Source organism: Pseudomonas sp. NFACC46-3, assembly GCF_900114515.1.
In the GTDB taxonomy this organism is placed as follows: Bacteria; Pseudomonadota; Gammaproteobacteria; order Pseudomonadales; family Pseudomonadaceae; genus Aquipseudomonas; species Aquipseudomonas fluorescens_Q.
In genome coordinates, this window is sequence record NZ_FOTH01000001.1 from 643,574 (window position 1) to 666,113 (window position 22,540).

Annotated in this window: 19 protein-coding genes and 2 riboswitches; of the genes, 13 read left to right on the plus strand and 6 right to left on the minus strand. The window is 61.1% G+C overall.

The annotated features are described in order from the left end of the window. Positions 1-86: 86 nt before the first annotated feature. Positions 87-303: riboswitch (cobalamin riboswitch) on the minus strand. A gap of 198 nt (positions 304-501) precedes the next feature. After that, positions 502-725: riboswitch (cobalamin riboswitch) on the plus strand. A 99-nt stretch (positions 726-824) separates the two neighbouring features. From BM300_RS02650 to cobM, 4 genes are all read left to right on the plus strand, one after another. Then, positions 825-1,013, plus strand: a complete 189-nt coding sequence (locus BM300_RS02650) for a CbtB domain-containing protein (RefSeq protein ID WP_092145605.1) — start codon at positions 825-827, stop codon at positions 1,011-1,013. A gap of 11 nt (positions 1,014-1,024) precedes the next feature. Beyond that, positions 1,025-1,720 carry a CbtA family protein gene (locus BM300_RS02655; RefSeq protein ID WP_063322000.1) on the plus strand — a complete coding sequence of 232 codons (696 nt, stop codon included), beginning with the start codon at positions 1,025-1,027 and terminating at the stop codon, positions 1,718-1,720. Beyond that, positions 1,717-2,121, plus strand: coding sequence for a cobalamin biosynthesis protein (locus BM300_RS02660; protein WP_092461941.1), 405 nt, complete (start codon positions 1,717-1,719; stop codon positions 2,119-2,121). Before BM300_RS02655 ends, BM300_RS02660 begins: the two co-directional genes overlap by 4 nt. Positions 2,122-2,198: 77 nt before the next feature. Further along, the gene (gene cobM, locus BM300_RS02665) at positions 2,199-2,945 is read left to right on the plus strand and encodes a precorrin-4 C(11)-methyltransferase (protein WP_092461943.1); all 747 of its coding nucleotides are present in this window, start codon (positions 2,199-2,201) and stop codon (positions 2,943-2,945) included. A gap of 200 nt (positions 2,946-3,145) precedes the next feature. On the opposite strand, the gene nfuA is transcribed toward cobM, so the two are convergent. Next, positions 3,146-3,730: a Fe-S biogenesis protein NfuA gene (nfuA, locus tag BM300_RS02670; RefSeq protein ID WP_003182850.1), complete on the minus strand. Its 585-nt coding sequence runs from the start codon at positions 3,728-3,730 to the stop codon at positions 3,146-3,148. Positions 3,731-3,845: 115 nt separating this feature from the next. Continuing rightward, positions 3,846-6,137 carry a fatty acid cis/trans isomerase gene (locus BM300_RS02675; protein WP_092461945.1) on the minus strand — a complete coding sequence of 764 codons (2,292 nt, stop codon included), beginning with the start codon at positions 6,135-6,137 and terminating at the stop codon, positions 3,846-3,848. Between the two features lie 156 nt (positions 6,138-6,293). On the opposite strand from BM300_RS02675, the gene metH reads away from it, so the two are divergent. Beyond that, a complete protein-coding gene (metH, locus tag BM300_RS02680) occupies positions 6,294-10,004 on the plus strand; it encodes a methionine synthase (RefSeq protein ID WP_092412625.1) in 3,711 nt (1,236 codons plus the stop codon). A 167-nt stretch (positions 10,005-10,171) separates the two neighbouring features. Here metH and BM300_RS02685 read toward each other — a convergent pair whose 3' ends face one another. Next, positions 10,172-11,644, minus strand: coding sequence for a reprolysin-like metallopeptidase (locus BM300_RS02685; protein ID WP_092461947.1), 1,473 nt, complete (start codon positions 11,642-11,644; stop codon positions 10,172-10,174). Positions 11,645-11,874: 230 nt separating this feature from the next. Between BM300_RS02685 and BM300_RS02690 the strand changes: the two genes are divergently transcribed. Continuing rightward, entirely contained in the window at positions 11,875-12,093 is a 219-nt protein-coding gene (locus BM300_RS02690) for a DUF2970 domain-containing protein (protein ID WP_072347696.1), read from the plus strand. Positions 12,094-12,147: 54 nt separating this feature from the next. On the opposite strand, the gene BM300_RS02695 is transcribed toward BM300_RS02690, so the two are convergent. Further along, positions 12,148-13,275 carry an ABC transporter substrate-binding protein gene (locus BM300_RS02695; RefSeq protein WP_092461948.1) on the minus strand — a complete coding sequence of 376 codons (1,128 nt, stop codon included), beginning with the start codon at positions 13,273-13,275 and terminating at the stop codon, positions 12,148-12,150. Positions 13,276-13,778: 503 nt separating this feature from the next. Between BM300_RS02695 and BM300_RS02700 the strand changes: the two genes are divergently transcribed. Together BM300_RS02700 and BM300_RS02705 are read left to right on the plus strand one after the other, a co-directional pair. Beyond that, positions 13,779-15,437, plus strand: a complete 1,659-nt coding sequence (locus BM300_RS02700) for a nitrite/sulfite reductase (protein WP_092461950.1) — start codon at positions 13,779-13,781, stop codon at positions 15,435-15,437. Then, the gene (locus BM300_RS02705) at positions 15,421-15,915 is read left to right on the plus strand and encodes a DUF934 domain-containing protein (RefSeq protein ID WP_063322008.1); all 495 of its coding nucleotides are present in this window, start codon (positions 15,421-15,423) and stop codon (positions 15,913-15,915) included. Before BM300_RS02700 ends, BM300_RS02705 begins: the two co-directional genes overlap by 17 nt. Before the next feature lie 122 nt (positions 15,916-16,037). On the opposite strand, the gene sohB is transcribed toward BM300_RS02705, so the two are convergent. After that, on the minus strand, positions 16,038-17,069 hold the full coding sequence (sohB, locus tag BM300_RS02710) for a protease SohB (RefSeq protein WP_063322009.1): 1,032 nt from the start codon (positions 17,067-17,069) through the stop codon (positions 16,038-16,040). A gap of 226 nt (positions 17,070-17,295) precedes the next feature. Between sohB and BM300_RS02715 the strand changes: the two genes are divergently transcribed. The 4 genes from BM300_RS02715 to BM300_RS02730 all read left to right on the plus strand — a co-directional run bounded on the left by BM300_RS02715 (position 17,296) and on the right by BM300_RS02730 (position 21,234). Next, positions 17,296-18,006, plus strand: a complete 711-nt coding sequence (locus BM300_RS02715; RefSeq protein WP_092145585.1) for a histidine phosphatase family protein — start codon at positions 17,296-17,298, stop codon at positions 18,004-18,006. A 51-nt stretch (positions 18,007-18,057) separates the two neighbouring features. Continuing rightward, positions 18,058-18,372 carry an SCP2 sterol-binding domain-containing protein gene (locus BM300_RS02720; protein WP_063322011.1) on the plus strand — a complete coding sequence of 105 codons (315 nt, stop codon included), beginning with the start codon at positions 18,058-18,060 and terminating at the stop codon, positions 18,370-18,372. Between the two features lie 216 nt (positions 18,373-18,588). Then, positions 18,589-20,307, plus strand: a complete 1,719-nt coding sequence (locus BM300_RS02725; RefSeq protein ID WP_092223982.1) for a hydrogenase maturation protein — start codon at positions 18,589-18,591, stop codon at positions 20,305-20,307. Positions 20,308-20,370: 63 nt separating this feature from the next. Continuing rightward, on the plus strand, positions 20,371-21,234 hold the full coding sequence (locus tag BM300_RS02730; RefSeq protein WP_003200177.1) for a LysR family transcriptional regulator: 864 nt from the start codon (positions 20,371-20,373) through the stop codon (positions 21,232-21,234). 179 nt (positions 21,235-21,413) lie between these two features. Here BM300_RS02730 and BM300_RS02735 read toward each other — a convergent pair whose 3' ends face one another. Continuing rightward, positions 21,414-21,653: a DUF465 domain-containing protein gene (locus tag BM300_RS02735; RefSeq protein ID WP_072347631.1), complete on the minus strand. Its 240-nt coding sequence runs from the start codon at positions 21,651-21,653 to the stop codon at positions 21,414-21,416. 217 nt (positions 21,654-21,870) lie between these two features. Here BM300_RS02735 and BM300_RS02740 point away from each other — a divergent pair, with 217 nt between their 5' ends. Then, entirely contained in the window at positions 21,871-22,392 is a 522-nt protein-coding gene (locus BM300_RS02740) for a DUF4142 domain-containing protein (protein WP_092344463.1), read from the plus strand. The last annotated feature ends 148 nt before the right edge of the window (positions 22,393-22,540 follow it).

Below are 22,540 nucleotides of genomic sequence, written 5' to 3' on the forward strand. Positions count from 1 at the left end.
TGGCAAGGTGGCGGGCAAACGGGACGACAACCGCTGGCACAGGCGCGCGCGGAAGATTTCGCCACCGGATCACCCCGCCCGGTTGTAGTGAGAATCTGTGTCGAGGCAGGTCTCCTGGCTGACGGCGGGCCAATCTTTCGACTGGCAATTGCTGCGCCTTCCCGTGCGCCCGTTTAAATAAGGGCATGCACAGTGGCCTTGCAGAAACAGCACCGTTCACAGTTGCGGGGGCAGCCGCGGCTTGGACCGCGTTCCCTTCTTAGCTCCGGCACGTGCCGAAGAACCTCGAAGGCGCAAGGCTACGCAGGGTGTGGGGGCGGGTCAATCTCCGCAAGTAAGATGCAGGATGCTGTTGTGGCGAGGGAGCTTGCTCCCGCTCGGTTGCGCAGCGACCGTAAAGAGCCGGGGGCCGCTGCGCTGCCCAGCGGGAGCAAGCTCCCTCGCCACAACAGCCCGCTCGTCGGCCCTTGTACATTGACGCCCCGCCCCTCCCCATGCTCTCCTGTGCGCCTAGTTACGGGTGCCCTTCACAGGGTGAAACGGGAAACCGGTGAATCGTGCGCTTTACTCCAAGGCCACGTCAGTCCGGTGCTGCCCCCGCAACGGTAAGCGAGCGAAGCGTCTGAACCACTGTGTCCCAGGACATGGGAAGGTGACGCTTGCAGGCCAGGCGCAAGCCCCGCCCCTCGCGAGCCCGGAGACCGGCCCATGACTCATGCACCAACAACCCGCGGTGGGCGGGCGCTGTTCGAATCCTGGCGGGCCTTCGCCTGGGGTTTCATTGCGCTCGAATCACCCACTGAACAAGAACAGAGGGAAGCGCCATGTCGACCATCAGCAGCACCGCCCGCACCGCCAGTAGCACCACCACCCTGAGCCAACGCCTGAGCGCCGCGATCTTCGCTTCGATCCTGGGTGCGAGCCTGGTCTATTTTGCCGGGTTCTCTCACATCGAAGCGGTCCACAACGCCGCCCACGATACCCGTCACAGCGCCGCATTCCCTTGCCATTGAGACCTGACGCCATGATCAAGCGTATCGCGCAGACCGCTGGTTTCAGCGGCTTGCTGGCCGCCCTGCTGCTGACCCTGCTGCAAAGTTTCTGGGTATCGCCGCTGATTCTCCAGGCGGAAACCTTCGAGAAGGCCCCGGCGACCGAGGTCCATGAACACGCCGACGGGGCGGCTCATACCCATGATGCCGAGGCCTGGGAGCCGGAAGACGGTTGGCAGCGCGTGCTGTCCACCACTGGCGGCAACCTGGTGGTCGCCGTGGGTTTTGCCCTGATGCTGGCGGGCCTGTACACCTTGCGTGCGCCGACTCGCACGTCCCAAGGCCTGCTCTGGGGCCTGGCCGGTTATGCCACTTTCGTCTTGGCGCCGACGCTTGGCCTGCCGCCGGAACTGCCTGGTACCGCAGCGGCCGACCTGGCCCAACGGCAGATGTGGTGGATCGGCACCGCGGCGTCCACGGCGGTGGGCATCGCCCTGATCGCCTTCGGCAAGCATTGGCTGCTCAAGTTGCTGGGCGTGGCGACGTTGCTGGTGCCCCATGTCATCGGTGCACCGCAGCCTGAAGTCCACTCGATGCTGGCGCCCGAAGCGCTTGAAACGCAATTCAAGATCGCCTCGCAAGTGACCAACGTCGCGTTCTGGCTGGCCCTGGGCCTGATCAGCACATGGCTGTTTCGCCGTGACGGCCAAGCCCGCCACGACGCATGAGCAACGGGCCGATACTGGTGGTCGGCCTTGGCTGCCAACGCGGTTGCCCGGCCAGCACGCTGCGGGCCTTGCTCGACGAAACGCTGCAGGCCCACGGCATCGAACTTCATCGGGTACGGGCCCTGGCCAGTATCGACCTCAAGCGTGACGAACCAGGACTGCTGGATCTGGCCGGGCAACTGGCCCTGCCGCTGACCTGCTTCAGTGTCGAACAGTTGGCCGGCTACGAGCAGCGGCTCAGTCACCGCTCCGAGATCGCCTTCCAACGAACCGGTTGCTACGGCATCGCCGAAAGCGCCGCCCTGGCCTTGGCCGACCAATTGGGCACGACGCCCGCGACGCTGCTGATTACTCGCCAAAAAGGGCCCAAGAGCACGTTGGCATTGGCGGTCGTGGCGTAAATCCCGATAATCGGCGCCCAGGATCATGAGCGATCTTCATCTGGGCGACGCTCACCCACCTTTCACAGGAGCCGGTCATGACCGTTTACTTCATCGGCGCCGGCCCCGGCGACCCGGATCTCATTACCGTCAAAGGCCAGCGACTGATCCGCCACTGCGCGGTGATCATCTACGCCGGTTCCCTGGTACCAACCGCCGTCCTTGAAGGCCATTGTGCCGAACGGGTGATCAACAGCGCCCAGCTGCATCTGGAACAGATCATCGAATTGATCAAGAGCGCCCATCTCAATGGCCAGGACGTGGCCCGGGTGCATTCCGGCGACCCAAGCCTGTATGGCGCCATTGGCGAGCAGATTCGTTGCCTGCGGGAACTGGGCATCCCTTTCGAAATCATCCCGGGCGTGACCGCGACCTCAGCCTGTGCTGCTTTGCTGGGTGCAGAACTGACCTTGCCGGACATCTCCCAGAGCCTGATCCTCACCCGTTACGCCGATAAATCCCCGATGCCTGCCGGGGAAGAACTGGGCAACCTGGCACAGCACGGGGCGACCATGGCGATTCACCTGGGGGTCAATCACCTGGAAAAGATCATCGACGAACTGCGGCCCCACTACGGCGCCGACTGCCCGATTGCGGTGATCCACCGGGCGACATGGCCGGATCAGGATTGGGTGCTGGGTACACTGGCAGATATCGCCGAGAAGGTGCAGGCCAAGGGTTTCCGCCGAACGGCGCTGATCCTGGTGGGGCGTGTGCTGGGCAATGACGTGTTCAGCGAATCATCGCTGTACCGTGCCGGGCATGCGCATCTCTACCGCCCTTGACGCAACCGGCTGGAGCCAACCCGAGTCCCCTGTGGGTCCAGGCTGACGACTGAAACTATTGTGGCGAGGGAGCTTGCTCCCGCTGGACCGCGAAGCGGTCCCCCTGCAACTCATGTGCCCATCACGAAGAGCACATCGGTTGCCTTGCGATTGCTTCGCAATCGAGCGGGAGCAAGCTCCCTCGCCACAGCGAACACCTATCAGTAGTAGGCGTTTTCTTTCTGGGTATGGTCGGTCACGTCGCGTACGCCCTTGAGCTCCGGAATACGCTCAAGCAAGGTGCGCTCGATGCCTTCCTTCAAGGTGACGTCAGCCTGGCCGCAGCCCTGGCAGCCGCCGCCGAACTGGAGCACGGCGATGCCGTCTTCCACCACGTCGATCAGCGAAACCTGGCCGCCGTGGCTGGCCAGCCCCGGGTTGATTTCGGTTTGCAGATAGTAATTGATGCGCTCGTTGACCGGGCTGTCGGCATTGACCATCGGCACCTTGGCGTTTGGCGCCTTGATGGTCAGTTGGCCACCCATGCGGTCAGTGGCGTAGTCGACCACCGCATCGTCCAGGAAGGCTTCGCTGAACGAGTCGATGTACGCGGTGAAGCTCTTGAGCCCCAGAGCGGTGTCTTCGGGTTTTTCTTCCCCCGGCTTGCAGTAGGCAATGCACGTCTCAGCGTACTGGGTGCCGGGCTGGGTGATAAAGATGCGGATCCCGATACCTGGGGTGTTCTGCTTGGACAGCAGGTCGGCCAGGTAATCGTGGGCGGCATCGGTAATGGTAATGGCGGTCATGGAAACTCCTCGCAGGCTTGCCGGCAGTTTACGCCAATCATCGCGCCGGACAAAGTCCCAGTATTTTTGTCAGGAAAGCGTCCGGCGGCACGGAGTTTGCCGCCCGAGCTGTCGATCAGAGGTTCTGGTAGCGATTCATGTCCAACACGCCGCTTTCCAGGGGCTCCGTCTCCTGGATGTACTGGCTCAGGTCGTGGAAGTAGTACCAGAACTGCGGGTGGCTGCGACGAATGCCCCAGCGCTCGACAATCCGCTCGAACGCCGGTGCATCCTGGGCGCCTTGCATGGCCTCGACGAATGCCGGCACTTGCCCGGCCGGAATGTTGAACATGAAGTTCGGATAGCTGCTGAGCACGCCCGGGTAGACCGTGAGTGTGTCCAGCCCCGGCTGGTATCGCGCCTCCTCGCCCAGCAGGAACGCCACGTTGCTGTGGGCTCGGTTGCGCAGCAGGCTGTAGACTTCACGATGACCACTGGCGGTTTCGACGCGCAGCAGAGTCGCTTCCGGCAGTTGGTCGATCACCTTGAGCCCCGCCGCAGGGCGCGACACCAGCCGACTGAGGGCCTGTTCGGCGTTTTGCAGCGCCGGGTCGATGTTCGGGCGCGAGCAGTAGGCGCCGTCGCAGCGGTTGATCGGATCGGGGCGGGCATTCAGCTCGCCGTACCGGGCCAGCAGTTGCTGGGTGAAATCGCCCTTGGGGTCGCGCTCATCAAGCTTGAGGGCGGTCGGTTTGTCATCGTCGATGGCCTCGTAATCGAGCCACATCTTGAATTTGCCGCCGGCCTGGTACCAGTCGTCAAGATAGCCTTCCCGGGAGTCGGCCGGCATCAGGCGCAGGAAGTTCTGCTCCGCACCGTTGCGGATCAGATCGAAATACAGCCGGGTCTGGGCCTGGTGGGACACGTTGCCGAATACATCGAAGTTCACCGCCAATTGGTAATAGGTGCGCTCCAGCAACGGGAAGTCGAACAGCCACATCGTCTGCGGCACTTCGCCGATCAAGCCCTTGTTGACCGAGGCACTGTCGAAGTGCCGGAAAATGCTCAACAATGCATTGTCATTCCCGGCCCACAGCGTCGACCAACTCGGCGCCGGCGCATCGGCATAGACGTCGCGGCGCAAGGCTTCGTACTCGTTGCGCTTGTCCCGGTAGTCGAGCCACAAGCTGAGGACGCTGCCCACGTCGTCGTTCTGCCCCGGCATTGCCAGCAGCGGCGTGGCCTGGCCGCGGTAGTTCGGATCTGTAATGTACAGGTCATGTTCGGGGGCCTGGAACAGCGCCCAGAAATTGTCGCGGATCACGTCCGTGGCAATCTGGCCCCGGCACACCGGCCCGCGAATGAAGGTGCGCACAAAATACTCGGCGTTATCGAGCATGAACTGGTAGCGAGCCTGGGCCGGGATCGCTTCGAAGGTGGAAAATGGATTGGCCCGGCGCTCCGGACCGTAGCCCGGCAACGCGGTCACCTGCCATTTGCCGCTGTAGAACAGGCTCTTGATGCGCCCCATCTTCGCCGCGCTCAAGCCGTAGGTAATATGGGTCTTGTGCACGATCACCCCTTGCACCGGCCAGAGCCGGTAATAGACGCGGGTGCCAGGGTCATCATTCGGACGGCGGGTATTGATCAGGTCGATCGGCTGGCCGGTGGGCGTGCGCGAACGGACCCACTGGAAGAAATGCCCCGGCTCGCCGTCCTTGAAATAGATGTGCGCCAGGAACCAGTGCTCGAACAACCAGCGGCCCACCAGGCTTTCCCGGGCGCCAGGGGCGTTGAGCAGGTTTTCCCATTGCACCACCTGCAAGGCTTCGGCGGCACTCGGGGCCAGGGCCTGCTGATCGATGGGGGCGCCTGCGGCCAGCCAGCGTTGCAGGGTCTGGTATTGCTGGTCGGTCAGGCCGGTGACGGCCAGGGGCATGCCTTCCTTGGGATGGGCGCCGGCGTATTCGTTGAATTGAGCCGGCATCGCGCAGCTGTTTTCGCGATTGAGACCCAGCACGATCTCTTCCGGCAGCTTGGCGTTGGGCTGCAACGGCGTGCGATGGCCCAACTCCAGCATGCGCGCCATCAGGGCAGCCTGGCTGCCTTGGGCATCGAGCACCGAATAGAAGCCCTTGCGCTGCCAGGCGCGCTGGCCGGAGGCGTCATAGAACAAGCGGGTCGGCTCGGCCGCCTGGCGCCGCTCGCCGTCGTACACCGACAGCTTGCTCGCGCCCCGTGCCGCGCCTTCGCCGCTGCCCAGGTTCAACTGGCAAGCGGAGTCGTAGCAGGCATGGCAGGCCACGCATTTTTCCGTGAAGATCGGCTGGATGTCGCGGGTGTAGGAGATCGCTGGAGCGCGGCTCCCGGCGGCTGCGGTAAAACACAACAGCAGCAACAGACTGCCGAATAAGACGCGGTACGGCATGTCTCGGGTCCCTAAGAGATAGTCCGGCGATTCTACCGGGCCAGCATCGCCTTGCAAACATGAGCGATATTCATGCAAAAGCCCATCATGATCAAATCCTGCACAGGTTTGCTATCATCCTGGCCTTCGTAATGGTCTTTTTTTCCAGGTAGTCCTATGTCCGATCGCAGCGCTCGCCTTTATCTTCTCCAGCAAGCCCTCAAGGAGCGCATCCTGATCCTCGACGGCGGCATGGGCACGATGATCCAGAGCTACAAGCTCGAAGAACAGGACTACCGTGGCAAGCGTTTTGCCGACTGGCCGAGCGACGTCAAGGGCAACAACGACCTGCTGGTGCTGAGCCGCCCGGACGTGATCGGCGCCATCGAAAAAGCCTACCTGGATGCCGGCGCCGACATCCTGGAAACCAACACCTTCAACGCCACCCAGGTGTCCCAGGCCGACTACGGCATGCAAGGCCTGGCCTACGAGCTGAACCTGGAAGGCGCGCGCCTGGCCCGTAAAGTGGCTGACGCCAAGACCCTGGAAACCCCGGACAAGCCACGGTTCGTTGCCGGCGTACTCGGCCCGACCAGCCGCACCTGCTCGCTGTCGCCGGACGTGAACAACCCCGGCTACCGCAACGTGACCTTCGACGAACTGGTGGAGAACTACACCGAGGCCACCAAGGGCCTGATCGAAGGCGGTGCCGACCTGATCCTGATCGAAACCATTTTCGACACACTCAATGCCAAGGCAGCGATTTTCGCCGTGCAGGGTGTTTATGAAGAGTTGGGCGTCGAACTGCCGATCATGATCTCCGGCACCATCACCGATGCGTCCGGTCGTACCCTGTCCGGCCAGACCACCGAAGCCTTCTGGAACTCCGTGGCCCACGCCAAGCCGATTTCCGTGGGCTTGAACTGCGCCCTCGGCGCTAGCGAGCTGCGCCCGTACCTGGAAGAGCTGTCGAACAAGGCCAATACCCACGTCTCGGCGCACCCGAACGCCGGCCTGCCCAACGAATTCGGTGAATACGACGAATTGCCGGCCGAGACCGCCAAAGTCATCGAGGAATTCGCCCAGAGCGGCTTCCTGAACATCGTCGGCGGTTGCTGCGGCACCACCCCGGCGCACATCGAAGCCATCGCCAAGGCCGTGGCCGGCTATGCCCCGCGGCCGATTCCAGAGATTCCCCGGGCCTGCCGCCTGTCGGGCCTGGAACCGTTCACCATCGATCGCAGCTCGCTGTTCGTCAACGTCGGCGAGCGGACCAACATCACCGGTTCCGCCAAGTTCGCCCGGTTGATCCGCGAGGACAACTACACCGAAGCGCTGGAAGTGGCACTGCAGCAGGTCGAGGCCGGCGCCCAGGTGATCGACATCAACATGGACGAGGGCATGCTCGATTCGAAGAAGGCCATGGTGACCTTCCTCAATCTGATTGCCGGCGAACCGGACATCTCCCGCGTGCCGATCATGATCGACTCCTCCAAGTGGGAAGTGATCGAGGCCGGCCTCAAGTGCATCCAGGGCAAGGGCATCGTCAACTCCATCAGCATGAAGGAAGGTGTCGAGCAGTTCATCCATCACGCCAAGCTGTGCAAGCGCTACGGCGCCGCCGTGGTGGTGATGGCGTTCGACGAAGCCGGCCAGGCCGACACCGAGGCGCGCAAGAAGGAAATCTGCAAGCGCTCCTATGACATCCTGGTCAATGAAGTCGGCTTCCCGCCGGAAGACATCATTTTCGACCCGAACATCTTCGCCGTCGCCACCGGTATCGAAGAGCACAACAACTATGCCGTGGATTTCATCAACGCCTGCGCCTACATCCGCGACGAACTGCCCTACGCGCTGACCTCCGGCGGCGTGTCCAACGTGTCCTTCTCGTTCCGTGGCAACAACCCGGTGCGCGAGGCGATCCACTCGGTGTTCCTGCTGTATGCGATCCGCGCGGGCCTGACCATGGGCATCGTCAACGCCGGCCAACTGGAGATCTACGACCAGATCCCGGTGGAACTGCGCGACGCCGTGGAAGACGTGATCCTCAACCGTACCCCCGAAGGCACCGACGCCCTCCTCGCCATCGCCGACAAGTACAAGGGCGACGGCAGCGTCAAGGAAGCGGAAACCGAGGAATGGCGCGGCTGGGAAGTGAACAAGCGCCTGGAACATGCCCTGGTCAAGGGCATCACCACCCACATCGTCGAAGACACCGAAGAATCGCGACTGTCGTTCGCCCGACCGATCGAGGTCATTGAAGGCCCGCTGATGGCCGGCATGAACATCGTCGGCGACCTGTTTGGCGCCGGTAAGATGTTCCTGCCCCAGGTGGTGAAATCCGCCCGGGTGATGAAGCAGGCGGTGGCCCACCTGATTCCGTTCATCGAGGCGGAAAAAGGCGACAAGCCAGAAGCCAAGGGCAAGATCCTGATGGCCACGGTCAAGGGCGACGTGCATGACATCGGCAAGAACATCGTCGGCGTGGTGCTCGGTTGCAACGGCTATGACATCGTCGACCTGGGCGTGATGGTGCCGGCGGAGAAGATCCTGCAGGTGGCCAAGGAACAGAAGTGCGACATCATCGGCCTGTCCGGCCTGATCACCCCGTCCCTGGATGAAATGGTGCATGTGGCGCGGGAGATGCAACGCCAGGATTTCCACCTGCCGCTGATGATTGGCGGGGCCACCACCTCCAAGGCCCACACGGCGGTAAAGATCGAGCCCAAGTACAGCAACGACGCGGTGATCTACGTCACCGATGCCTCCCGTGCCGTGGGCGTGGCGACCCAGTTGCTGTCCAAGGAACTCAAGCCGGCTTTCGTCGAGAAAACCCGCCTGGACTACATGGACGTGCGCGAGCGCACATCCAACCGCAGCGCTCGGACCGAACGCCTGAGCTATGCAGCGGCCATCGCCAAGAAGCCGCAGTTCGACTGGAGCAGCTACCAGCCGGTCAAGCCGACCTTCACCGGCGCCAAGGTGCTGGATAACATCGACCTGAACGTCCTGGCCGAATACATCGACTGGACGCCGTTCTTCATTTCCTGGGACCTGGCCGGCAAGTACCCACGCATCCTCACCGACGAAGTGGTCGGCGAAGCCGCCACCGCACTGTACGCCGATGCCCGGGCCATGCTGCGCAAGCTGATCGACGAGAAACTCATCAGCGCTCGCGCGGTGTTCGGCTTCTGGCCGGCCAACCAGGTGCATGACGACGACCTGGAAGTCTACGGTGACGACGGCAAGCCCTTGGCGCGCCTGCACCACCTGCGCCAACAGATCATCAAGACCGACGGCAAGCCCAACTTCTCCCTGGCCGACTTCGTCGCGCCCAAGGACAGCGGCGTGACCGATTACGTCGGCGGTTTCATCACCACCGCCGGCATCGGCGCCGAAGAAGTCGCCAAGGCCTATCAGGAGGCCGGCGACGACTACAACTCGATCATGGTCAAGGCCCTCGCCGACCGTCTGGCCGAGGCCTGCGCCGAATGGTTGCACCAGCAAGTGCGCAAAAATTATTGGGGCTACGCCCAGGACGAGAGCCTGGACAACGACGCCCTGATCAAGGAGCAATACACCGGCATCCGCCCTGCCCCCGGTTACCCGGCCTGCCCGGACCACACCGAGAAAGCCACCCTGTTCCGCCTGCTCGACCCCGAGGCCAGCGAACTGAAGGCCGGGCGCAGCGGTGTGTTCCTCACCGAACACTACGCGATGTTCCCGGCAGCGGCGGTCAGCGGCTGGTACTTCGCCCATCCCCAGGCGCAGTACTTTGCGGTGGGTAAGATCGATAAGGACCAGGTCCAGAGCTATACCGCGCGTAAAGGCCAGGAGTTGAGTGTGACGGAGCGTTGGTTATCGCCTAATTTGGGGTATGACAGCTGATATAAGATCTTGGCCCAAACAGACCGCAGCCTTCGTCAACTGCATGGATACATAATCCTGTCGTTGCCGAAGGCTGCGATTTTCAGGACTCAACTGTCGTCTTTCGAAAGCCCAGCAGCGCTTCCAACGCAAAACACCGCGATAAAATACTGACGCCACCGCTTTATTTACTTCTTCACCGAGACAATTATATTTATCGGTTCCTTCCAATCGGAATTAGCCCTTCGAGCCTCCAACTGCAACAATCCATTATAGTATCCCGCCGGAAGCGCTACGTTATCCCGAACATCGTATTGTATTTCAAGCCCAACCATGGGGCCGAGCGCTCCGAGAAAACGCTTACTGTTCATATTTTCCCGCCAACCATTTTCCTCTTGAACGCGAATCCCCCGTAACTTAACGACCACTTCATTACCTACCGCATTGAACAACTTCACCCTCAGCATCGTGAACTTTTCATCTGTTCCTGGCGCCAGCTCTGTAGGACCCACATCGGCTGACAGAGCAACGATCCCGCCCATGTAAAGTCGCTCTATTCCAGGAATCCGGATGTAAGTAGACGCCTGATTATGGAGACCGCTGACGACCAGCATACGCAGACCTGGCAGTTCCGGCTTGTAACCCGTCAATCGCGCCGCACTCTCACGCCAGACGCGTGCCATGTCGGCCGTCCTTGCATTCCCTATCGGCAAGCCGTAAGTATCATTGACGGCAGGTGTCGAATAGTAGAGGGATCGACTACCGGTACACATATTGGTTTTGGTTTTGCCGTTATTGTAGCCATAGTTGTAGTCCGAACCGTTTGCCTCTTCGCAATGGTCCCCTCCGACGTTATGTCCCATCTCATGGGTAAAAGTGGTGGGTGCATACCAGGCGCTGACGCTTGAATATCCACGAAAATAGGCGCTTCCCTGCTCTTGGCTGGTACCCGTCGCAATGGCCGCGTTCACATCGGTTTTGTACCGGTCCCGATAGGGGCTGAGAAGATCTTGCCAATTGGTCAATCCCTCGTTACTGGTATTGTAAGGCACATCAAAAACGCTGACGGCACCGAGTCGCAATGAAACTTCCCCGACGCGCGAGTTTCGTAAGCTGAGATTGACCATTTCAACCTGTGCAAGCGCGTGAGCAATGGGATCGACCTCCAGCTGATTCAGCGCATTGGCAGAATAAGCGAAGAGCATATCAATATAAGAGTGCCCGTCACTGGCCGCCTCCGGAGGAGCAGGATCTTCCCGTGATTTGACCGTATCGTTTTCCAACAAGTCTTCAGCTGGCTCGGCAATGAATGTAAGGCGCCCCTGGGGGTCAACTTTTAACAAGCCATGCTTATCGGGCTCGTTGACAATCCCAACGACCGCCCCCTCCGGAGACCGAACCACCACCAGCGAGCCTGCCTTCCCATCACGGGCATACAAATTGCCACTTTCAATCGTATAGCCCTGCTCAACGTGTATCGCCGAACGTTCAAAGCGGGCATCGCCAATCGCATTGGCATAAACACTCGCCGACGTCGGTTGAGGTGTGTTCTCTTGGCTTTCGGTTGCCGCATTGCTTACCGGCAACCCCAAGAGGAAAACCAGCGTAGCCGTAGCCCAACGGTAAAAAACCGTGGCCGTGAACGAGCTTCGGACGTTCATGGCTGATATCTCCGCAAGTGACAGGAGTCATCAGCGTGATCCAATCCCACCGAAGCGGATACTGACAGAAGTACCAGTAGCGACACGGGTCAGGAAGGCTTAGGTTGACTGATTTTCTGTCTGCCAAGGCGTTGGGGGAAAACCGGGCGCCAGAGATCCATGACTGAGGCCACCGCGGATCGAGATCTTTTGTCTATGCTTGTCCCACACACATGACAGACGAGGGATTTATGGACGATCCAACCGACAATAAGCCACCCACTCTGTTGCAAATGCTGCACAGCGTGGGGGCGGCGGCCTTTGGCGTGCAAAGCGGGAAAAACCGCGCCCGGGACTTTACCCATGGAAAGCCGAGTCACTTCGTGATCCTCGGCATCCTGTTTACGGTCATTTTCGGGTTGACGTTGTATGGGATCGTTAATTTGGTGTTGTACTTTGCGGGTGTGTGAACACTTAGTATCCACAGATCATTATGGACAGCTTGCCTGCAATCCGGGCCGAGGCTAGCGACGCCCCAGCCCATCGAGCGAAAAGGCATAGCGCTCGCCATCCGGGCGAGACACCAGGCTGAAGCGCTTGAAATCCAGGCGATAGTCCTTGGCAGGATCCATGTTCAGCCACGCTCGAGCGCGGGCCGGATCGAGCGATTGCATCAGGTCGATCTGCTGGTTGTAGCCGCCATGACGCGCGAGGTCAGTGCCCCGGGCGTGATCATGGAGTAGCACCATGGCCCACCCTCCCAAGCTGAAGTGCCCGGTGAACAGCACGCTCAAGCGCCCGTCGATGCGGGCCTGGAGCGCCGCCCTGGAACTGTTCATGGCGCTGAACAACACATCCTTGCCTGGCTGGCGACCCGCCTCCTCGAACGCCTGCATGGCGCCCAGGGCCATCTCATCGTTGGCGGACCACACCAACGCGGTCTGCGGATACCGCTTGGCCAGTTGGCTGGCCTGCTCGTAGGAGCGCTCGCGATTCCACTCGCCATAGACCAACTGGCGCAGGTGTACCTGTGGATGCTCGGCCAGCGCCCGGTACAGACCTTTCTCACGCAGTTGCGCCGAAGGCGTGGACTTCTTTCCGGAAAATGCCAACAGGTCGAGGGTTTGCCCAGGCGCCAGCGGCCCATGCTGGCGCAACAGCTCGGTGAGCATCAGGTAGCCACTGCGCTCGTCGTCGGGCACCAGGCTGCCAAGCAGTTCGGCAGGCGGCGCGCCTTGCTGTGCCAGCAGGCGGGTCTGGTCGCTGGTCAGCGTGTTGTTCACCAGGAACAGCTTGATCCCGCTACCCTGGGCCAATTGCAGGATGCGCGGGGCAACATACTGTTCGTTCACCAGCACCAGGTAGTCCGGACGGTCAACCGACGTGATGACGTCTTGAGCCTGGCGGATCATGCGCTCGGGATCGCGCTCGGCGTACTCCACGCGCAGGCGCAACCCCAAGCCATTAGCCGCGGCCTGCATGAACTCGCTATAGCTGACCCAGAACGTCTCGGTCGAACGCCCCGGATTGAGGAACACCACCGAAGTCGCAGCCCTCACCTGGGCTGAAGGAGAAACAGCGCCGGCGGCGTGCACCGGTAACCAGAATGACAGGCATAACAACGCTACCAGCCTGCAGATAAACTTAAACATCCCGCCCGCCCTGAATAATACGCCACCCAGTATAACGACCCGGGTGGCGAACGGGCACATGAACGCGAGACCTTCATGTAGCTGGCAACGGCTCGAACCTATTGATGACTGACCCAGAACACTGCGGTGCCCACCACCAGGATAATCAGGAACAAAATGGCCCAGGCATCAACGGTACTGTCGCTTTTCCTTGCTTTGGTCGGATTGCTCATTGCATCGCCTCTTGTCGGTTTTGTAGGTGATTGCATAGGGACTCGACCACAGTTAAGACGATGATTGCCCGCACGACAAATGTGGGTTAGGCAATAATCAATCTCATTAGTCGATTTGGTTCTTTACATATACTCAAACATCACTTTTGCGCATAACTCAAAACAGGTATCTTGCACCGGCTCCTCTAGGAGTGCGCGGCCGTGCGCGCAGAATTGCCGAGGCAGAACCCGATTCCAGCGAGCCAACATGCAGCTGTTTCTGATCGGCCCAAGCCTGAGACCGAGACTTATATGTACGTATATGACGAGTACGATCAGCGGATCATCGAGGACCGCGTCAAGCAGTTCCGTGATCAGACCCGACGCTATCTGGCAGGCGAGCTGAGCGAAGAAGAATTCCGCCCTCTGCGCTTGCAGAATGGCCTGTATATCCAGCGCTTCGCCCCGATGCTGCGGGTGGCTGTGCCTTATGGCCAGCTGACTTCGCGCCAGGTGCGCAAGCTGGCGCAAATCGCCCGCGACTACGACAAGGGCTACGCCCACATCAGTACCCGGCAGAACGTCCAGTACAACTGGCCAGCCCTGGAAGATGTGCCCGAGATCCTCGCCGAACTGGCCACCGTGCAGATGCACGCGATCCAGACCAGCGGCAACTGCCTGCGCAACGTCACCACCGACCAGTTCGCCGGTGTCGCAGCCGACGAGTTGATCGACCCGCGCCCGTGGTGCGAGATTGTCCGCCAGTGGACGACGTTCCACCCGGAATTCGCCTACCTGCCACGCAAGTTCAAGATCGCCATCAACGGCTCGACCTCTGACCGTGCGGCCATCGAAGTCCACGACATTGGCCTGGAGACGGTCTACAACGCGGCCGGCGAGTTGGGCTTCCGTGTACTGGTGGGCGGTGGCCTGGGGCGTACGCCGGTGGTCGGCGCGTTCATCAACGAGTTCCTGCCGTGGCAGGACCTGCTGAGCTACCTCGACGCCATCCTGCGGGTATACAACCGCTACGGCCGTCGCGACAACAAATACAAGGCGCGGATCAAGATCCTGGTCAAGGCCCTCACGCCTGAAGTGTTCGCCGAGAAGGTCGAAGCCGAGATGGCTCACCTGCGTGGCGGCCAGACCACCCTGACCGAAGCAGAAGTGCATCGCGTCGCCAAGCACTTTGTCGACCCACAGTACAAAGCGCTGGGCAATCAGGACGCCGAGCTGGCTGCCCTCGACAAGGAACACCCTGGCTTCGCCCGCTGGCGCACCCGCAATACCCTGGCCCACAAGAAGCCGGGTTATGTCGCGGTGACCCTGTCCCTGAAGCCAACCGGCGTCGCGCCGGGCGACATCACCGACAAGCAACTGGACGCCGTGGCCGACCTGGCCGAGCGCTATAGCTTCGGCCAACTGCGCACCTCCCATGAGCAGAACATCATCCTGGCGGACGTTGAACAGAGCCAGTTGTTCACCCTCTGGGGCGAGTTGCGCGAGCAAGGTTTCGCCACCCCGAACATCGGCCTGCTGACCGACATGATCTGCTGCCCGGGCGGCGACTTCTGCTCCCTGGCCAACGCCAAGTCGATCCCTATCGCCGAATCGATCCAGCGTCGCTTCGACGACCTGGACTACCTGTTCGACATCGGCGAGCTGGACCTGAACATTTCCGGCTGCATGAACGCCTGTGGTCACCACCACGTCGGCCACATCGGCATCCTGGGCGTGGACAAGAAAGGCGAAGAGTTCTACCAGGTCTCCCTGGGCGGCAGCGGTAGCCGCGACGCCAGCCTGGGCAAGATCCTCGGCCCGTCGTTTGCCCAGGACGATATGCCTGACGTGATCGAGAAGCTGATCGACGTGTACATCGAACAACGTACCGAAGACGAGCGTTTCATCGACACTTACCAACGTATTGGCATCGACCTCTTCAAGGAACGCGTCTATGCAGCGAATCATTAAGAACAACGAGGTCATCGACGAAACCTGGCACCTGCTGCCCAAGGACGCGACCCTCGATGGCATCTCCAACTGTGACGACCTGATCGTGCCCCTGGCCTTGTGGCGCGATCATGCCCACGCCCTCAAGGCCCGCGACGGCGGCCTGGGCGTGTGGCTGGACGCCGACGAGGAAGCCGAGGAAATCGGCGAGGACGCCAACCAGTTGCAGGTCATCGCCTTGAACTTCCCGGCCTTCACCGACGGGCGCAGCTACTCCAACGCCCGCCTGCTGCGCGACCGCTATGGTTTCAAGGGTGAGTTGCGGGCGATTGGCGACGTACTGCGCGACCAGTTGTTCTACATGCGCCGCTGCGGCTTCGACGCCTTTGCCTTGCGTGCCGACAAAGACCCCTTTGAGGCCCTCGAAAGCCTCAAGGACTTCTCGGTGACCTACCAGGCTGCCACTGACGAACCGCTGCCGCTGTTCCGTCGTCGCTGAGACAGCCCTATGAAAAAGCCCTGAGCCGGGTGTACCGGTTCAGGGCTTTTTCATTTGATGGTCCTACCACCGTGGCGGCCCAGCCCGCTCCACAGGGGTCGTGCGAGGGCGGGCTACGCGGATTACCAGAACCGCTGCTGGGTCAGGCGGCTCCACCAACTGAGCAGCACACGATCCACCGAACCGCTGGCCGCCATGCCGATGCGTTCCTGCAGGCTTTTGCGTTCGGCGTAGTGCAGGTGGTACAGCTCGGCACCCTTGGCGCGTTCGGCCAGGTATTCATCGCTGGTTTTCAGCTCGTCCACCAAGCCCTTGCCCTGCGCCGCGACACCCAACCAGACCTCACCGGTCGCCACTTCATCGATGGCCAGTTGCGGGCGGTAATTGGACACGAAGTTCTTGAACAGCTCATGGGTAATATCCAGGTCTTCCTGGAATTTCTCCCGGCCCTTCTCGGTATTTTCGCCGAACACCGTCAACGTGCGTTTGTATTCCCCGGCCGTCAACACTTCGAAATCGATGTCGTGTTTCTTCAGCAGCCGGTTGACGTTGGGCAATTGCGCGACGACGCCGATGGAACCCAGGATCGCGAAGGGAGCGCTGATGATCTTCTCGCCGATGCACGCCATCATGTAGCCACCGCTGGCCGCGACCTTGTCGATGCAGACCGTCAACGGCACGCCGGCCTGACGGATTCGCGCCAGTTGCGACGAGGCCAGGCCGTAGCTGTGGACCATGCCGCCGCCACTTTCCAGGCGCAGCACTACTTCATCCTTCGGCGTCGCCAGGGTCAGCAGCGCAGTGATTTCATGACGCAGGCTCTCGGTGGCCGAGGCCTTGATGTCACCGTCGAAATCCAGCACGAACACCCGGGGCTTGGCCGCCGGTTTGTCCTTGTTTTTCTTCCCGGCCTTTTCAGCCTTGCCTTCGGCCTTGCGCAGCGCCTTGAGCTGATCTTTGTCCAGCAGCGTCTGTTCCAGGCGCTCACGTAGCCCCTTGTAGAAATCGTTGAGTTTGCTCACCTGCAACTGACCGGTCGACTTGCGCCGCCCCTTGCTGCGCAACGCAGCAAAACTGACCAGCACCACCAGGATGGCGATCACCAGCGTCACGGTCTTGGCCAGGAAACCGGCGTACTCGATGAAAAACTCCACAGCAACTCCTTAAATGCAATGTGCCACTGAACGCAGGCGCGTAACGGTCCCAGCATACCCATGCGGCTGCGTCGCGACCAGTCATGAAACCGGTGGTTACGTTAACGCGAGCGAGGCAGGACAAGGCTGCAACGGGCATTTCAAACAAGCGTATGTTTTTTCATTGACAGCTCACCGCCATCCCCATAACCTCGCCAAACCTTCAACGTACCGGGATGACGCGGACGTGGGCAGTATCTATCTGATTCGACATGGCCAGGCCTCCTTTGGTGCGGACGACTACGATGTCCTTTCACCCAATGGCGTGCGCCAGGCGCAAGTGCTCGGCGGCCACCTGGCGGAGCTCGGTGTCGTATTCGATCGCTGCCTCTCGGGTGACCTGCGTCGCCAACAGGATACCGCCATCGGCGCGCTGGAACAGATGTCCGCCGCCGGGTTACCGGTTCCCGGGCTGGAAACCGACACCGCGTTCAACGAGTTCGATGCCGACGCGGTCATTCGCGCCCTGCTGCCGGACATGCTTCCCCAGGAGCCCGAGGCGCTGCATATCCTGCGCAACGCTGCGCAGAACCGCGCCGAATTCCAGCGCATCTTCGCGCTGATCGTCGAACGCTGGCTCAGCGGCCAGTATGACCCGCCGGGCCTGGAAAGCTGGCTGGGTTTTGTCGAGCGGGTCCACGCGGGCCTGCAGCGCATCCTGGAGCAAGCCGACAACACCCACAAAATCGCCGTGTTCACCTCCGGCGGCACCATCACCGCCCTGCTCCACCTGATCACCCAGATACCGGCCCGACAGGCCTTCGAACTGAACTGGCAAATCGTCAACACCTCGCTCAACCACCTGAAATTCAGGGGCCGCGAGGTGGCCCTGGCTTCCTTCAACAGCCATGCCCACCTGCAACTGCTGAAGGCCCCGGACCTCATCACCTTTCGCTGAGTCCGGATTACTGTAGACCCTTGCTGTACCACCCAAATAAGGATCGAAACCATGACCTCCGTAGCCGACGCCGTACAAGCCATGAAAGCCAAGTTCAACCCAGCCGCCGCTGCCGGCCTGGATCTGGTATTCGGTTTCCGCATCGACGATACCAAGAATTTCTCGCTGGTCGTCAAGGACAACACCTGCGAACTGCAGGAAGGCGAAAACCCGGACGCCCAGGTGACCCTGGTGATGGACGGCGAAACCCTGCAAGGCATCGTCGACGGCAGCACCGACGGCATGCAAGCGTTCATGAGCGGCAAGCTGCGTACCGAAGGCGACATGATGCTGGCCATGAAACTGTCCGAGCTGTTCCCTGGCTGAGACTGCGCTCGCGTTCTTCGCGGGCCTCTGATTGCAAACGAATCCCGCCCCCGTGGCGGGATTCGTGTTTCTGCCCTGCGCTGATTCTGCCTTGCACTCACAACCTTGATCCCTGTCAGTTGTCGCTCCTCCCCCAGCCGCTAATGTAGCGCTTCCATCAAGCCAGGGACGGCTCATCGGGAGCCGGCGCCTGCTCATCTCACGGAAGAGAGACTCATGCCCACACTGAAGATCATTTTGCTGTCGAGTGCCTTCAACGGCTTGACCCAACGCGCCTGGCTGGACCTGCGCGAGGCCGGCTATCACCCCAGCGTCGTGCTGTTCACCGATCCGGCCTCGGTCTGCCGGCAAATCGAAGAAAGCGGCGCCCACCTGGTGATCTGCCCGTTTCTCAAGGACCGTGTACCCGAGCAGTTATGGCGCAATCCGCGGCGCCCGGTGGTGATCATTCATCCCGGAATTGTCGGCGACCGCGGCGCCAGCGCCCTGGACTGGGCGATCACTCGGCAGCCCGAGCGCTGGGGCGTCACGGCATTGCAGGCGGTAGAGGAAATGGACGCCGGGCCAGTCTGGGCCACGTGCGAATTCGACCTGCCCCAAGGCCTGCGCAAATCCGAGCTGTATAACGGCCCGGTCAGCGACGCCGCCATTCGTTGCATCCGCGAGGTCGTGGAGAAGTACCTTGACGGTTTCATCCCGGTGCCACTGGACTATGGCCGTCATGACGTGGTCGGACGCCTGCAACCGAACATGACCCAGGCCCATCGCACCTTCAGCTGGCACGACAGCAGCGCTTTCATCAAGCGCTGCATCGACGCGGCCGACGGTCAACCCGGCGTACTCGCGAGCCTGGCCGGCGAACAGTTTTACCTGTACGACGCCCATCCGGACGTTCGCCACGGCCTGCCCGGCGAACTGCTGGCCGTGCGTGACGATGCGGTGTTGGTGGCGACAGGGGATACAAGCCTGTGGATCGGCGCCCTGCGCCGCAAGCCGCAGCCCGGCGACCGGACCTTCAAGCGTCCGGCGCGCCATGTTTTGTCGAACCGCCTCGAAGGCGTCCCGGTGCTCGACGGCTCCCTGGCCCGCCAGCCGTTCAGCGATGAGTCTTATCAGCCCATTCGCTACCGGGAATGCGGCCATGTGGGAGAGCTGACGTTCGAGTTCTATAACGGGGCGATGAGCACTGAGCAATGCCAACGGCTGGTGGCGGCATTGCGCTGGGCCAAGTCCCGGGACACCCAGGTGCTGTTGATCCGCGGCGGGCGCGGGAGCTTTTCCAACGGCGTGCACCTGAACGTTATCCAGGCCGCCGCCGAACCCGGCCTGGAGGCCTGGGCCAACATACAGGCCATCGATGACGTTTGCCTTGAGTTGTTCAGCGCACGGCAACTGGTGGTCAGCGGTCTGACGGGTAACGCCGGGGCCGGCGGTGTGATGTTGGCTCTGGCGGCCGATATCGTGCTGGCGCGCCGTGACATCGTGCTCAACCCGCACTACGCGACCATGGGCCTGTACGGCTCTGAATACTGGACCTACAGCCTGCCCCGCGCGGTCGGGCCGGACATGGCCTGGAAACTCACCCGGGACTGCCTGCCGATCAGCGCCCTCCAGGCATTGCGCTACGGCATGGTCCAGGAGATCGGACCACGCTGCCCCGACGAGTTCGGCCTGTGGCTGCTGCAACGAGCCAACAGTGCGCTGCTCGATCCGAACTATGAAAGCATCCGGGTTCGCAAGGCCGAGCGGAGCCTGTCAGCGATCCAGGCGTGCCGCGAGGGTGAGCTCGCGCAGATGCGACATGACATGGTGGACAATCGCCACGGCTTCGCCGACAAGTGCCGTGGTTTCGTCTTCAAGCACAAGGCCTGCCGCACGCCAGAACGCCTGGTCGCCCCTTGGGCACGAACGGCACAGGTCCAAGCCGTCCAATAATGTCCGGTATCGGCGAGGCGCGGCAGCTCTTACAATGCCCGCTTCCCCCGTATCGGCCTGAACATGGACATCGATCTCGCCCGCACCTTCCTGGAAATCGTCCGCCACGGCAGCCTCGCTGCAGCGGCCGAAAAGCTGCACGTGACCCAGACGGCGATCACCGCCCGGGTCCAGAAGCTCGAAAGCCAGCTTGGCTGCGCGCTGTTCGTACGCAATCGTGCCGGCGCGCGCTTGACCAGCGATGGCGAGGCGTTTGTGGTCTACGCCAACCAGCTCGTGCAGACCTGGGAAGCGGCCCGTCGGGACCTGCCACTGCCCGAGGGCTATCGCAACGTCTTGCACCTGGGGGGCGAGGTCAGCCTGTGCAATCCCTTGATGCTCGCCTGGGCCGGCGAGCTGCGCCAGAAAATTCCCGGCCATGCCCTGCGCATGGACATCCGCGACGGCGAGAAACTGCTACAACAGCTGGAGCTGGGTCTGCTGGACGCGGCAGTGGTCTATCAACCCGAATACTGGCCGCGCCTGCAGGTAGAACAGCTGCTGGAAGAGAAACTCATCCTGGTACGCCTGGCCGCCCGTCCCGAGCCCTACGTGTACATCGACTGGAGTGCTGACTTCCGGCGCCAACACGACACCGCGCTACCGGACAAGGCCAAGGCCGCCGTGACCTTCAACCTCGGCCCCCTGGCCCTGCAGTACATCCTGGAAAACGGCGGCAGCGGCTACTTCCGCACCCGAGTCGTGCAGAGCTACCTGGACAGCGGCATCCTGGAACGGGTGCCCAAGGCACCGGAATTCAACTACCCCACCTACCTGGTCTACTCCCGCGATCGGGATTCAGCGGCGTTGCAGCAGGCATTCGAGGTGTTGCGAGAGATCGTCAAGACCGGCAGCGACTGGTCGCAGCGCTGGGATCCATTGACCTGATAAATCCCCTTGCCACAAAAGTGTAAAACCTGCCAAAGCGTTTTTCCGGGTGCCCCGTGTCGAATGGTTTTGGGGCTGCTGCGCAGCCCAGCGGGAGCAAGCTCCCTCGCCACGGGTTCATTGAGTTTCGCCCTACACGTTCAGGGCCCTTCAAAAAGGGCCCCTCAGGCAGGCCAGCCTCACGGCTCCTTCAATTTGTCTGCAATCTTATCCTTGAGCAGCAAGCGTTTCTTCTTGAGCGTCTCCAGGACATCGTCGGACAGCCCCGGCGATGATGGTTTTTCAGCGTCAACGACCTCGGCATCAAGTTGGGAATATTTCTGAAGTAACGAGTCGAGCCTCGGATCCTCGCTGCGTTTTTGCTGGATGTGGTCTTTTGTGCAGTTCAGGTCCTGGCACAAATCGTGGGACACCGGCATGGAACACCTCCTTCAGTGGGTCGGTGGAAGACGCCTTTACAGCGCTCATCGATGATCAGGATGGCCTCGTCGACGGGGTTCTGTCGACCGCCAATCCGACCAGCGGTGACCGTTCGTCGTGCCGGATCGCTTGGCGATCAAACCTTTGCCGGTACGTCTCCCTCCATTGAACAGAGACGACAAGAATCGCTCGTTCAACTTGTGTGGAGACTTACCTATGGACAGATTCACCCTGCGTCAACTCGGCCTGGCAGTTGCCCTGAGTACCAGCACGGGCATGGCATGGGCCGCGACTTCCAACGACTTTGTCGATAACGCGGCGGCCGGTGGAATTGCAGAAATCGAGACCAGCAGACTGGCCTTGGAAAAAAGCCAATCGGCGGACATCAAGGCATTCGCCAACAAGATGATCACTGACCACACCAAGGCCAACGAAGAGCTGAAAGCCCTGGCGCAAAAACATGACATCGAGGTACCCGACGACACCACGTTGATGAAAAAAGCCAAGGCGAAGATTCTCGACGTGCGCGATGAGTCTTTTGATGCGGCCTATGCCAACAACCAGGTCAAGGCCCACGAAGAAACCATCGTCCTGTTCAAGAAAGAAGCCGAAACCGTTACCGACGATAAGAAGGCTGGCAATACCGAACTCAAGGCGTTCGCCCAGAAGATGCTGCCAGACCTGCAACATCACCTGGAAGAAGCCAAGAAACTGCAGGCTGCTCATCCGAGCAAGTAATCCTGAGGCACAGAATAAGGGCCGTCTTCATGAAGATGGCCTTATTCAACCCAAGTCCATCGGTGTTCATGGCTACCGCTGGTCAGCACTGTCATTTCTGACAGTAGAATATTGCAACCCACGCTCCTAGGGTCTTGCTCAAGACCAT

What these genes read in the sequence shown, in the direction of transcription:
- nfuA (WP_003182850.1), bottom strand. Translation starts at nt 3,730, where the DNA reads ATGACCGCCATTACCATTACCGATGCCGCCCACGATTACCTGGCCGAC.
- BM300_RS02720 (WP_063322011.1), top strand. Translation starts at nt 18,058, where the DNA reads ATGACCTCCGTAGCCGACGCCGTACAAGCCATGAAAGCCAAGTTCAAC.
- cobM (WP_092461943.1), top strand. Translation starts at nt 2,199, where the DNA reads ATGACCGTTTACTTCATCGGCGCCGGCCCCGGCGACCCGGATCTCATT.
- BM300_RS02735 (WP_072347631.1), bottom strand. Translation starts at nt 21,653, where the DNA reads ATGCCGGTGTCCCACGATTTGTGCCAGGACCTGAACTGCACAAAAGAC.
- BM300_RS02700 (WP_092461950.1), top strand. Translation starts at nt 13,779, where the DNA reads ATGTACGTATATGACGAGTACGATCAGCGGATCATCGAGGACCGCGTC.
- BM300_RS02705 (WP_063322008.1), top strand. Translation starts at nt 15,421, where the DNA reads ATGCAGCGAATCATTAAGAACAACGAGGTCATCGACGAAACCTGGCAC.
- BM300_RS02660 (WP_092461941.1), top strand. Translation starts at nt 1,717, where the DNA reads ATGAGCAACGGGCCGATACTGGTGGTCGGCCTTGGCTGCCAACGCGGT.
- BM300_RS02725 (WP_092223982.1), top strand. Translation starts at nt 18,589, where the DNA reads ATGCCCACACTGAAGATCATTTTGCTGTCGAGTGCCTTCAACGGCTTG.
- BM300_RS02730 (WP_003200177.1), top strand. Translation starts at nt 20,371, where the DNA reads ATGGACATCGATCTCGCCCGCACCTTCCTGGAAATCGTCCGCCACGGC.
- metH (WP_092412625.1), top strand. Translation starts at nt 6,294, where the DNA reads ATGTCCGATCGCAGCGCTCGCCTTTATCTTCTCCAGCAAGCCCTCAAG.
- BM300_RS02695 (WP_092461948.1), bottom strand. Translation starts at nt 13,275, where the DNA reads ATGTTTAAGTTTATCTGCAGGCTGGTAGCGTTGTTATGCCTGTCATTC.
- BM300_RS02740 (WP_092344463.1), top strand. Translation starts at nt 21,871, where the DNA reads ATGGACAGATTCACCCTGCGTCAACTCGGCCTGGCAGTTGCCCTGAGT.
- BM300_RS02655 (WP_063322000.1), top strand. Translation starts at nt 1,025, where the DNA reads ATGATCAAGCGTATCGCGCAGACCGCTGGTTTCAGCGGCTTGCTGGCC.
- BM300_RS02690 (WP_072347696.1), top strand. Translation starts at nt 11,875, where the DNA reads ATGGACGATCCAACCGACAATAAGCCACCCACTCTGTTGCAAATGCTG.
- BM300_RS02685 (WP_092461947.1), bottom strand. Translation starts at nt 11,644, where the DNA reads ATGAACGTCCGAAGCTCGTTCACGGCCACGGTTTTTTACCGTTGGGCT.
- BM300_RS02675 (WP_092461945.1), bottom strand. Translation starts at nt 6,137, where the DNA reads ATGCCGTACCGCGTCTTATTCGGCAGTCTGTTGCTGCTGTTGTGTTTT.
- BM300_RS02650 (WP_092145605.1), top strand. Translation starts at nt 825, where the DNA reads ATGTCGACCATCAGCAGCACCGCCCGCACCGCCAGTAGCACCACCACC.